General features: G+C 43.7%; 16 protein-coding genes. 15 read left to right on the top strand and 1 reads right to left on the bottom strand.

Annotation, left to right across the window (positions count from 1 at the left end; translation table 11 throughout):
- Nucleotides 1-45 precede the first annotated feature (45 nt).
- The 3 genes from QZY09_RS20945 to QZY09_RS20935 are packed head-to-tail and all read left to right on the top strand — an operon-like array spanning nucleotide 46 to nucleotide 2,362.
- Nucleotides 46-1,005 (top strand): PhoH family protein, encoded by a 960-nt coding sequence (locus tag QZY09_RS20945; RefSeq protein ID WP_295675709.1) that lies wholly within the window; start codon nucleotides 46-48, stop codon nucleotides 1,003-1,005.
- 37 nt (nucleotides 1,006-1,042) lie between these two features.
- The gene (locus QZY09_RS20940) at nucleotides 1,043-1,393 is read left to right on the top strand and encodes a four helix bundle protein (RefSeq protein WP_295675706.1); all 351 of its coding nucleotides are present in this window, start codon (nucleotides 1,043-1,045) and stop codon (nucleotides 1,391-1,393) included.
- Nucleotides 1,394-1,411: 18 nt separating this feature from the next.
- Nucleotides 1,412-2,362: a phosphoribosylaminoimidazolesuccinocarboxamide synthase gene (locus QZY09_RS20935; protein WP_295675704.1), complete on the top strand. Its 951-nt coding sequence runs from the start codon at nucleotides 1,412-1,414 to the stop codon at nucleotides 2,360-2,362.
- 211 nt (nucleotides 2,363-2,573) lie between these two features.
- Here QZY09_RS20935 and QZY09_RS20930 read toward each other — a convergent pair whose 3' ends face one another.
- On the bottom strand, nucleotides 2,574-3,410 hold the full coding sequence (locus tag QZY09_RS20930) for a helix-turn-helix domain-containing protein (RefSeq protein ID WP_295675701.1): 837 nt from the start codon (nucleotides 3,408-3,410) through the stop codon (nucleotides 2,574-2,576).
- Nucleotides 3,411-3,487: 77 nt separating this feature from the next.
- On the opposite strand from QZY09_RS20930, the gene QZY09_RS20925 reads away from it, so the two are divergent.
- The 12 genes from QZY09_RS20925 to QZY09_RS20870 all read left to right on the top strand — a co-directional run bounded on the left by QZY09_RS20925 (nucleotide 3,488) and on the right by QZY09_RS20870 (nucleotide 10,519).
- Entirely contained in the window at nucleotides 3,488-3,691 is a 204-nt protein-coding gene (locus QZY09_RS20925) for a hypothetical protein (RefSeq protein ID WP_295675699.1), read from the top strand.
- A 3-nt stretch (nucleotides 3,692-3,694) separates the two neighbouring features.
- On the top strand, nucleotides 3,695-4,942 hold the full coding sequence (locus QZY09_RS20920; RefSeq protein WP_295675697.1) for a transposase family protein: 1,248 nt from the start codon (nucleotides 3,695-3,697) through the stop codon (nucleotides 4,940-4,942).
- 3 nt (nucleotides 4,943-4,945) lie between these two features.
- On the top strand, nucleotides 4,946-5,761 hold the full coding sequence (locus tag QZY09_RS20915; protein WP_295675695.1) for a hypothetical protein: 816 nt from the start codon (nucleotides 4,946-4,948) through the stop codon (nucleotides 5,759-5,761).
- Between the two features lie 7 nt (nucleotides 5,762-5,768).
- Nucleotides 5,769-6,023 (top strand): hypothetical protein, encoded by a 255-nt coding sequence (locus QZY09_RS20910; RefSeq protein WP_295675692.1) that lies wholly within the window; start codon nucleotides 5,769-5,771, stop codon nucleotides 6,021-6,023.
- Nucleotides 6,024-6,097: 74 nt separating this feature from the next.
- On the top strand, nucleotides 6,098-7,030 hold the full coding sequence (locus QZY09_RS20905) for an ATP-binding protein (RefSeq protein WP_295675690.1): 933 nt from the start codon (nucleotides 6,098-6,100) through the stop codon (nucleotides 7,028-7,030).
- Nucleotides 7,031-7,033: 3 nt separating this feature from the next.
- On the top strand, nucleotides 7,034-7,861 hold the full coding sequence (locus QZY09_RS20900; protein ID WP_295675689.1) for a hypothetical protein: 828 nt from the start codon (nucleotides 7,034-7,036) through the stop codon (nucleotides 7,859-7,861).
- A 5-nt stretch (nucleotides 7,862-7,866) separates the two neighbouring features.
- Nucleotides 7,867-8,301 (top strand): hypothetical protein, encoded by a 435-nt coding sequence (locus tag QZY09_RS20895; RefSeq protein ID WP_295675687.1) that lies wholly within the window; start codon nucleotides 7,867-7,869, stop codon nucleotides 8,299-8,301.
- A 9-nt stretch (nucleotides 8,302-8,310) separates the two neighbouring features.
- Complete coding sequence (locus tag QZY09_RS20890) at nucleotides 8,311-8,523, top strand: hypothetical protein (protein WP_295675685.1); 213 nt, start codon at nucleotides 8,311-8,313, stop codon at nucleotides 8,521-8,523.
- Entirely contained in the window at nucleotides 8,516-8,905 is a 390-nt protein-coding gene (locus QZY09_RS20885; RefSeq protein ID WP_295675683.1) for a hypothetical protein, read from the top strand. The genes QZY09_RS20890 and QZY09_RS20885 overlap by 8 nt, the downstream gene beginning before the upstream one ends.
- Nucleotides 8,898-9,218: a hypothetical protein gene (locus QZY09_RS20880; protein WP_295675680.1), complete on the top strand. Its 321-nt coding sequence runs from the start codon at nucleotides 8,898-8,900 to the stop codon at nucleotides 9,216-9,218. The genes QZY09_RS20885 and QZY09_RS20880 overlap by 8 nt, the downstream gene beginning before the upstream one ends.
- A gap of 19 nt (nucleotides 9,219-9,237) precedes the next feature.
- Nucleotides 9,238-9,885, top strand: coding sequence for a DUF3164 family protein (locus QZY09_RS20875; protein WP_295675678.1), 648 nt, complete (start codon nucleotides 9,238-9,240; stop codon nucleotides 9,883-9,885).
- 196 nt (nucleotides 9,886-10,081) lie between these two features.
- A complete protein-coding gene (locus tag QZY09_RS20870; RefSeq protein WP_295675676.1) occupies nucleotides 10,082-10,519 on the top strand; it encodes a hypothetical protein in 438 nt (145 codons plus the stop codon).
- Nucleotides 10,520-10,542 lie beyond the last annotated feature (23 nt).

The following is a 10,542-nucleotide window of genomic DNA, read 5'->3' as shown; positions in this document are numbered from 1 at the left end:
TTCAATTTAATTCATAAAAATCAGGAACAAATTAATCATTTAGTATTGAACGAACTTAAATTATCAATTGAACAAATAAACCCCGCCGTTTTATGGGGGCCAAATAATGATCATTTCGAGATCATTAAAAAGCAATATCCAAAACTTAAAATTGTGGCCAGGGGCAACGAAGTTAAGATACTGGGGGATGACCACGAGATCAAGATATTTCAAGAGAAATTTTCGCATTTGCTGCAGCATGTTGAAAAATACGAAAACCTTAATATAACCGATCTGGAACGTATTTTGGGGCACAAAGCTTCTGATATACCGTTGCCCGATAATTCGGCAGACAAATTTGCCAGCGGCGAGGTGATCGTATTCGGGCCTAATGGCGTGATGGTAAAGGCGCGTACCGCCAATCAGCGCCGTATGGTTGAATGCATCAATAAAAGCGATATCCTTTTTGCTATCGGCCCTGCCGGTACCGGAAAAACCTATACAGCTGTTGCCCTTGCTGTGAGGGCGCTTAAAAACAAAGATATAAAACGGATCATTCTAACCAGACCGGCTGTTGAAGCAGGGGAGAACCTCGGGTTTTTACCGGGCGACCTGAAAGAAAAGATCGACCCATACCTGCGTCCGCTTTATGATGCGCTGGATGATATGATCCCGGCTGAGAAATTAAAGTTCTACCTGGAAAACAGGACCATTGAAATTGCTCCGCTTGCATTTATGCGCGGTCGTACTTTAGATAACTGTTTTGTGATTTTGGATGAAGCGCAGAATGCTACAGACATGCAGCTGAAAATGTTTTTGACCCGCATGGGGCCATCAGCAAAATTTATCGTTACCGGCGACGTAACCCAGATAGATTTGCCAAAAAAACAGCAATCAGGTTTGCATACAGCGTTACGCATACTAACCGACATTGGCGGAATTGAAATTGTTTACCTGAGCGGCGAAGACGTTGTAAGACATAAACTGGTAAGAAAAATTTTAGCAGCATACGGGGATATTCAATAGGGAGTTCATTGTTGATGGTTCATGGTTCATAGTAAAAATGGCATTTAGATTTGAAGATTTGCAGGTATGGCAAAAAGCCATGGACTTAGGTGAACAGATTAACCAATTAACCAAGAAATTCCCTAAAGATGAAATATACATCTTAACTTCACAGATAAAACGAGCGGCGGATTCCGTTGTCCTAAATATCGCTGAAGGCTCTACAGGTCAAAGTAAATCTGTTTATAAAATTTTTTTAAGTTATTCACTTCGTTCGGCTATAGAAGTAGTTAGTTGTTTATTTATAACAAAAAGAAGAAATTTTATTAACGAAGAAAACTTTAAGGCTTTATATAATGAATATGAAATTTTAGTTAAGATGATAACAGCATTGAAAAACTCATTTTAACACTATGAACCATGAACTATGAACCATGAACTAACATCAATCAAAGAAACACACTTCACATTTCCCGGTCAGACCGCTTTTTATAAGGGTAAGGTAAGGGATGTTTATACTATTGACAATAAATACCTGGTAATGGTGGTTACTGACAGGATCTCAGCTTTTGATGTGGTACTGCCTGAACCTATACCTTACAAGGGGCAGGTTTTGAACCAGATCGCGGCTAAATTTTTACAGGCTACGGCTGATATCGTGCCAAACTGGGTAGTTACCGTACCTGATCCCAGTGTTACTATCGGTCGGATTTGCGATCCTTTTAAGGTTGAAATGGTGATTCGAGGTTATTTAGCCGGCCATGCCTGGCGTGAATATAGCGCAGGCAGGCGGCAGGTATGCGGTGTAAGCTTACCGGAAGGACTAAAAGAGAACGATAAGCTGCCTGAGCCCATCATTACCCCAACCACCAAGGCTGCCGTTGGGCATGATGAAGATATTTCGAGAGAAGAGATATTGGCCAGGGGAATTGTTGCTGCTGCGGATTATGAACAGCTTGAAAATTATACCAGGGCCTTGTACCAGCGCGGCGCCGAAATAGCCGGAAAACAAGGTTTAATACTGGTGGATACCAAATATGAATTTGGCAAAGCCAATGGTAATATATACCTGATCGATGAAATCCATACGCCCGATTCATCAAGGTATTTCTATAGTGATGGGTATGCAGAACGCCAGGCAAAAACAGAGCCGCAAAAACAGCTTTCCAAAGAGTTCGTAAGGAAATGGCTGATAGAAAATGGTTTCCAGGGCAAAGACGGACAAGTGGTGCCATTGATGACCGATGAGATCGTTAAATCCATCTCCGAGCGCTATATTGAGCTTTATGAACAGATAACCGGCGAAGCATTTGTTAAGCCAGCGGATGACAATGTATTAAGCAGGGTAGAAAATGCGATAAAGAATGCACTTATATAGGGGATTAAACGAATAGTACAAGTTATTAGATATGCAATTCTATACCACTTTCCGCCTTTAAAGCACGTCAGTGCCACTTTTTATTATTTTTTGCCCGAAAAATTTCTGATTCCAATCGTGTAAAAAGTTTAATTGATGTTGAATAGTACTTTAATAATGTGGCCCGGAAAAGTTTAATTATCCTGTAGATGTTTAACTGGCGTTAAAGTAATCATCCATTTAGTTTAATTTGTGAGCCGCCTTTGCCCTGTATTTGGTTTACAGATTGCTTTATAAGCGTTAATTCGGCCTCTAAATCATTCATACGATCATATAAAGCGGAAGGATCAGGCAACTCCCTTATAAACGCCGCTCTCCAATACCATAGTTCAATGATGTCTTCGTAATCTACGGTGTAATTTGGGTATTCTCTTTTGTTCGGGTTATCTGATATAAGTATCAATTTGCCTTCGTCAGGGCGGTTTATAACGCGTTTTATGACTATTCCGTCCGTCCTTGTGACTATAATATATACCCGCCTGTTGGCTATGTCACTCAACTTCTCTACATAACGCCCTATTGAGATCGCGCCGGGATGTATCGGCGGCATAGAATGCCCTTTAATCTCAAATCCACGGTGTAATGCGCCCGTAAAACCAGGCGCTGATATGGTTTGCAGCTTCTCAATAAATTCGGGATCACCATAGCCGTTTAAATACCCGGCCGCTACCCTTGTACCCACCACTGTTATGATCGCTTTCTCATCCCTATCCAGCGTAATGATGGTAGGTGCCTGTATTGCCGTTTTTGTACCGTTTTTTTCGGTTAGGTGTGCATTTAGGTGTGCATTTAGGTGTGCATCAGAAACGGCGGTATCACCATCAATTAACCAGCCGTAAGATTTGTTATAATTTCTTGCAATTATCTTTATTGTTTCGAGTGTCGGTAATTGGTTTCCCAATTCAATTTGCGCATAGTTTCCCCTACGAAGTCCGATAGATTCGGCAAAGCCCTCCTGACTTAATCCAGCAGTAACCCTAATACCTTTTATGCGCTCGTGGATACTCAATTTTTTATTTGTAATAATTTCTTGCAATTGTAATAAATACTTACAATATTTGTCACATCGTAATGACAAATATATAAATGGAAATCGAACAAATCAAAATTAAAATGCAGCCGGGCGATTTAAACACCGCCGCAACGGTGGTTGGAATCAGCCCAAACAACGCTTCAAAAGCGCTTACAAGGCCCAATTCAAAGCACTTTAATGCCCTGGTAGAAGTATTGACAAAGGTCATTAGCATGCGCGAAATTATGTTGCAAGAATTACTTACACCCGAACAATAGCACATGCCTGTATACCTTCCATATCAATCTAAACAAACCCTCTGTGTTACTTGCGAGGAACTGGAATTGATCGCTGTTTCAATAAACACGATAAAGGACGGACTTAAACGCCAGCGCAAAGGCCTCGTTAATTGCTGGCCGCATCATAAAGACGGGCTGAAAGTATACATACATTTCGATGGGTTAAAGGCTGACTATAAAATAAGGATCACCAAACTATTATGCCAGGGTATTGACCCCCATCTATACGCCTCCAACACCATCGCCGCTAAACGTAACATCGAATTAGAGGCTTATAACAACCAAATACCCGAACTATTATCAATTGAACCGGAAGACATTAAAGCATTAGACCGTACCGGCTACTATGATAAAACAGATGTTCACCGTATAGCACGTGCCGCCGCCTGGGTGCGTTTGCTCAATCAGATTGACGTTAAACAAGCCCGTAAAATGGGCTACGATAAAATAACCGGTTTCCAGGAAGCGGTATTTAACCATGTAATGGCCGAACAAGGCAAAGGCATGGTTAAGTTTAAAAAAGCCATCAATAACGAGCGTGTGCTCGACCGTAACGCCAGGCTGTTTAATACCACCGGCATTCAATCACTCATTACCGGCCTCATGGGTAATAACAACCGTGGCAAAATGAACCCGCTGGCCCATGCCATCCTGATGGACTTAGCCAGCAACCGCAATAAACTCTCCTTTGAAGACATCGGGATGGAGTACAATAGCAAGGCCGAAAGCATGGACTTGCCAATGCTTACCGTATCGCTATTTAAACAGCACTTAAACAAACCCCAATATAAGCGTGTATGGTATTATAACCGGCACGGAAAACATGAGGGTGACCTTGCCTACAGGGCGCAATCAACCCGCCGCGAAATCTCCAGGCCCGATGCGCTTTGGACAATGGACGGCACTACCATGCAGCTTTACTATCGTGATGCTGCCGGTAAAATTAAAAGCGACCTGTATGTGTACCTGGTAGCTGATGCCCATAGTTCAGCCATCCTGGGCGCTTCGGTAGCCTTTACCGAAACATCATCACTGGTGACTGAGGCGCTGCAAAAGGCAGTTGAGTTCAGAAACTATACGCCGTTCCAGTTACAGTATGATAATTCATCCGCCAACGTAAGCGGCGCGGTGATCGGCCTGATGCAAAACATGACACGGGTACACTTCGGTTGCCGCCCGTATTCAGGCCAGTCAAAATACATCGAAACCTTTACCGGCCACCTGCAATAAAGGGTGCTGCACAAGCTGGCAAACTTTAAAGGCGGTAACGTTACAACCAAATCACCCAACTCAAAGGCCAACCCCGAACTGCTGGCCCAATTGGCAAAGAACCCCGAACTATTGCCTAACCAGGAACGCGTTATAAAAGACTTTTACGAAGCCGTGGCCGAATGGAACAGCCGTGGCGAAGAGCGTGACGCGTATGGTTTCTTTATCGGCGAAAGCAAGATACAGCGCTATGATAAGGAAGCTGCCGGGCGTAATAAGGTCAATTACTTTGATAAGATCAGCCTGTTTATGGCTGAATTAGCACACCCTAACCCGGCCGGTTTCCAGTATACCAATGCAGGTATAAAGATCACCATCAAAAAGAAAGATCATTTCTTTATCGTGCCTGATGAGGGTGGTAAATACGATTTTACATTTCAACAAAACAACCTGGGCAAACGCTTCCAGGTACGCATCAATATTGAGAAACCCGAATTCTGTATCCTGTTTAAGGACGGCAAGCAGGTAGCTATCGCCAGGGAAAAGGAATTGTTTGCCGCCTGTGTGGCCGATTACAAAGAGGGCGAATCAGCGATGATAAAAGATTTCTGCAACAAGCAGGAGGAGTTTGGCTGGCAGTTCGCCCAGGCCGAACTACAAAGGCAAAGAATTTTAATGGAGGCCAATGGCTACAAAGCTACCGGAACCGATGGCATAAGCCACTACGCCCTACAGGATAAAACAAGTTACAACCAGGTGGAAAGCGCTTTACAGGATGCTATGAATGGCATGAATGATATGAGCGACCTGGAACGAAAGCTACTAAAAATCACTAAATAAAAAAATCATGAAAAAGTACATTGTCGAAGTTATTCGAATTGCAAAAAACTCCCCATTTAACTGTATTGGATTCTTTCCAGAACTCATCGCATCAGACGAAGATGCGGCTGTCAATAGCCCTGGTGTTATAGCCTGCGTTTGTAGGTCGTTTGGTAAAAATATAAAAGTAGTGGTATCACCAATGCACGAGGATACCTATACGGAATATCTATTCAATAAATCAGCGGCCGTAGTGCGCGAACCCAAAGTATTGTACTCATAAAAATAAACGACCCCTCTGCAAAGGGGCCATTTACGCCAACTGTAAGGAAGGCTTAACAAATAAAAATCAAATGTATGCAAACTAACGAAAAGGCACAAATCATTGAACAGCTAAGGCTCTCAATTAAAGACAGCGGATTAAGCAATAACAAATTTGCAGTTGAGCGGCTGGGGATCACAGGCGGGATGATCAGCCAGGTATTAAACGACTGGCAAAAAAAAGGTATTGTGGGCGAAAACACCTGGAATATCATCATTAAATACCTCAATAACACCGAAGGATACAAGCTTATCCCTACCGAAAACTTTAAAAAGGTGTGTGAGGCCAGTCAAAAAGCTTACGAAAACAAGGTATTTATACCGTTAACCGGCGAACGTGGCTACGGAAAAACAGCAGGATTGGAGTGGTTTAAACGCTACCAGGAAAGCAATAAAGGATATAAGGTATTTTACGTTAACTGCGAAGGGATCACCACCCGCAAACAGTTTCTTTCGGCCATCTGCACCGTGCTTAATATCCCCAATGACGGCACTATCAAACAACAGGTATATAAAATAAAGCAAGCCCTTACAGGTAAGGATTGCCTGTTGCTTATTGACGAAGTAAGCAGCCTGCAAGATTACCGGGTAACGGTTATAAAAGACTTAATGACCGCCCTCAAAGGGATTTGCGGCATTGTGTTCGCAGGTACGCCTTATTTTATGATGAACCTGATTAAAGGTGCCAATAAAAACAAGCATTTGTTTAGTGAAACGCTCGACCGCCTGTTTTTCCTTACCTACGAATTAACCGCGCCAAACGATAGCGAAGCCGAACAGATATTAAAGGTTAACGGCCTTAGCGGCGAAGCCCTTGACATTGTAATGGGCCGTAATAACAAACCGGCAATGAAACGCTTTGCCTGGCACAATAAACCCACTTTCAGGGGTATATCTGACTGCCTGGTGGCAATACGCATAGCGCTTTGCTCATCTGTATCTATCAATTATCCATCTGTAATAGCTTAAGCCATGATAAAGAGACAAAAATGGATAAAAAAGGGAGCGCCGGTATTGGTTGATGGCAAGCCCGGAACTATTTATAAGGTCACTTATAGTGGTGATGGCCCTGACGCTGATGTCTATAAAATCAGCGTTCAGCTGGAAGGCAGCGCGGCTGCTATTCAGTATGATCCGGCGATAGTTGTAAGGTTAAAAGAGACTTCCGTCTACGAGGGAAACGATGTGATCAACATCAACACCCTAAAGGCTAAAACATACGACCTGCTGGCGCTTGATCCCGAATACATTGAAGCATTGGGCGAAATGGAAAGCCGCTTTGTTGGCATGGCCTACGGCCCCAGCGGTTCAGGCAAGTCGGTATGGATGCTAAAGTTTGCCAACCATTACGCTGGCAAAGTTGGTAAGGTGCTTTACAATATGCACGAGGAAGGGTTTAATAAAACCTTTCAGGATAGGGCAAACAAGTTTAATATAGGCCATAAAAACCTGTTCGTTGGCAACCGGCTAAGCTTTGCCAAAATGGTTGCTAAGATCAAAGCCAATCACTATAGGTTGGTAATAGTTGACAGCGTTCAACGCAGCGGCTTCACCTTCGATCAGCTTGTCGAACTCCAGCAAATGTTTAAGAAACGGAAACTGGCCATTATGATGGTAAGCTTTGGCACCGACCTGGGTAAAACCGACCGGGCGAACGACTTACTGCACGAGGCCGATATAAAGGTTTTTATTAAGACAGGGCAAATGACGGTAATGAGCCGTTACCTGGATCAGCCATATCATAAAACGCTCTTCACCCCTAAGAGCGCTAAAAAAAGTATTCAACCATCATTATTCTAACCACTATGAATGCGAATCAAACCCGCAATAAAAAGCTGCAAGCCCTTCACCAGGTATTGCTTAAGCTGAATGTGATCGACTGTAAAAAGGAGATCGTAGGCCAGTACGGTGTGGAAAGCAGCCGCGACTTAACCGACAAGCAGCTGGATGAACTATTGGAGCGCCTGGCCAAGGGGATCACCAACCGATACAGTACCGAACAGGGCCTCAAAGCCTGGCGAAGCCATGTAATTGTACAGTTGAATAAGTACGGCATATACGCCACAAATAACGACTGGACAAAGGTAAACCAGTTTATGCTTGACAAGCGCGTGGCGGGTAAGCTGCTGTATGAATTAAACGTGGACGAACTAAAGGCCCTGGTGCCAAAGATCGCGTCGATGGCTAAAAAGCGGAGCGAGAAACAACGGTCGGAAATTAAACTGGCAATGTATAACTAAGAAAAGCGAATGGATAAAAAGGTACAGAAAAATAAGCTTAACTATTACAAACGGGTATTGATCATTCAGCAAATATATACTGAAAACAACGCCCAGGGCCGTAGCAATGTATGGATACATGCCAACATCATCTACCCCCGGTTTTTAATCGGCATAAGCACATTTTACACTTACCTAACCATCAACGCCAAAGCAGAAATTAAAAAAATAGAGAATGATTAACCAAACAGACTTACACAGAATGCGCCAGGACGTTGGCGGCACTACGGCGGGTTATTTAGTGCATCAGCTTTTACGCCTGGAGCGGGACGATATAACCATGTTAAAGCATAAAGGCGGCATGCAGTTTATTGATTTAAACAGCGCCGATAACGGGTACGATGGGGATATCATACGTAACAGCTTCGCCTTTTGGACTTGGTGGTGCAAAGTATGGTATATGATTGATATGAAGCTGATAGACGGCAAGGTAAGCCGCGAAAGTTACGTGGCCGAACATACCATCATCCAAAACCACCGCATTATCGAAAGCTTTAAACAACAATACCAGGCCTTTCTTTTGGACGGGGTTGAGAAAATGAAGAAGGGTGGATACGATGAATAAGTTCCCCTTAAAACTTACCAGCAGCGACATGGAGCAATTGATCGGCTTCCTGCAATTCTCGCTGGCACATACCATGCAGTTCGGCTATACCAAAAGCGATACAGATAAGCTGGTGTTAGCCAGCCTGGCCGAATTGCTGCACAAACTATCAGCCGTTCATACCTGCTTTAAACGCACTTACAAATTGCAAATACACCTATCGCACGGATTGGCGCTGGTAGTGCATTGCCGTAAGCCAACGGTTTTTAACCCCGGTTACGACGAAATACTGATCAACGACATTATTGGCCGCGTATCCCAAAAAGCATCTTAAAAACTTTAAATAAATAATCATGACAACCATTACAGCAACAGTAGACGAATTAACAGACGATCAATTAGAAGCCCTGTTAAACCAGCGCCGGGCCAGCAAGGCCAGGGAGCAAAACGAAAAAAGAACCGCTTACGAGGGGTTAAAAGAGGAAACTATCGCTGGTTTATGCGGAGTTGCAATCCACATGAACAGCTTACTACGGGCCTTTAAAAAAACCGCATTTGAGGACATGCAAACCCTGTACGCCCTGTTGCAGGAGTATAGCCAGCGCCATGCTGACGGTGACGGCAATTTCACTATTGAAAGCGCGGATAAGGCCTTTAGGATAGAGTATTCAAAGCAGGAACGCGGCGGGTTTGACGAAAGATCAGTACAGGCCGAAAAGCACATCATCGACTTTGTAAACAAGCAGTTTGCCGGTGATCCCACTACCCACCAGCTAATCACAAGCCTTTTGGAGCGCAAAAAGGGAGCGCTTGATATTAACCTGGTGCAAAAGCTTTACAGCATGGAAGATGCCTACCAGGACGAAAACTGGCAAGCAGGTATTCGCCTGTTAAAGGAAAGCTGGAACCCATCCGAAAGCAAAGATTACATCCGCTTTTACCAAAAGGTTAAAACCGAGTGGAAGCTGATCAACCTCAATTTCGCCAGCGTAGTTATTTAAGCCAGCCCCCTCTAAATCTCCCCCGGTAGGGGAGACTTTAAAACAAGTATTAACAAATAAAAAATAAAAAAAAATGAAAAAAATCAGAAAGAGACCTCCTTATATCAGCTGCATTACTGATAGGGATTTTAATTGGCGTGGTCGGCTTTGTTGACGCTATGGTAGTGTTGATGTATTTGGCAATTGCGGCCTTTGTATGCTGCCTGTTCAGTATGTTTTTCCGGGCCTTAAAGCAAATGAGGAAAGGAGAAAACAGGATATGATGCACGTTCATAAATCATTGCACCAGTTTGTAAAAGTAAACCCATCTCCGCTGATAGATGACATGGGGTTTTACGATGAATACCGCTGCCAAAATTGCGGCCTAACCGGCAAATCAACCCATGATTCTGAATTTATCGAAATAGAGGGCCGCAATACAAGCTGCGCGGCAACGAAGGAATATGGGCGGGTTAAGTTAACGTCAGGGCCACATATATCACTCTTTGGTTTACCTGGCGGTGGCGAATTAATTGACACCGTACCATGCCCCAAAGAGTGGGATCATAAATATAACGATGCGGTTTGGGTGTATTCGCCGGTGCGTAACGAGCCTGTAAGGCTTATACACGGCGAATATCAAATCGCTTATTAACCCGCTATGGAGCATAGGCCGGG

The organism is uncultured Mucilaginibacter sp. (genome assembly GCF_903913935.1).
GTDB lineage: Bacteria > Bacteroidota > Bacteroidia > Sphingobacteriales > Sphingobacteriaceae > Mucilaginibacter.
Note: the sequence above shows the minus strand (reverse complement) of the source record. Positions and strands in the feature narration are given on the sequence as shown.

Bases quoted from the DNA above. Each gene is read 5' to 3' on its own strand.
- QZY09_RS20875 (WP_295675678.1), top strand. From the start codon at position 9,238: ATGACAACCATTACAGCAACAGTAGACGAATTAACAGACGATCAATTA.
- QZY09_RS20880 (WP_295675680.1), top strand. From the start codon at position 8,898: ATGAATAAGTTCCCCTTAAAACTTACCAGCAGCGACATGGAGCAATTG.
- QZY09_RS20905 (WP_295675690.1), top strand. From the start codon at position 6,098: ATGCAAACTAACGAAAAGGCACAAATCATTGAACAGCTAAGGCTCTCA.
- QZY09_RS20870 (WP_295675676.1), top strand. From the start codon at position 10,082: ATGCTGCCTGTTCAGTATGTTTTTCCGGGCCTTAAAGCAAATGAGGAA.
- QZY09_RS20940 (WP_295675706.1), top strand. From the start codon at position 1,043: ATGGCATTTAGATTTGAAGATTTGCAGGTATGGCAAAAAGCCATGGAC.
- QZY09_RS20925 (WP_295675699.1), top strand. From the start codon at position 3,488: ATGGAAATCGAACAAATCAAAATTAAAATGCAGCCGGGCGATTTAAAC.
- QZY09_RS20920 (WP_295675697.1), top strand. From the start codon at position 3,695: ATGCCTGTATACCTTCCATATCAATCTAAACAAACCCTCTGTGTTACT.
- QZY09_RS20890 (WP_295675685.1), top strand. From the start codon at position 8,311: ATGGATAAAAAGGTACAGAAAAATAAGCTTAACTATTACAAACGGGTA.
- QZY09_RS20900 (WP_295675689.1), top strand. From the start codon at position 7,034: ATGATAAAGAGACAAAAATGGATAAAAAAGGGAGCGCCGGTATTGGTT.
- QZY09_RS20935 (WP_295675704.1), top strand. From the start codon at position 1,412: ATGAACCATGAACTAACATCAATCAAAGAAACACACTTCACATTTCCC.
- QZY09_RS20885 (WP_295675683.1), top strand. From the start codon at position 8,516: ATGATTAACCAAACAGACTTACACAGAATGCGCCAGGACGTTGGCGGC.
- QZY09_RS20910 (WP_295675692.1), top strand. From the start codon at position 5,769: ATGAAAAAGTACATTGTCGAAGTTATTCGAATTGCAAAAAACTCCCCA.
- QZY09_RS20895 (WP_295675687.1), top strand. From the start codon at position 7,867: ATGAATGCGAATCAAACCCGCAATAAAAAGCTGCAAGCCCTTCACCAG.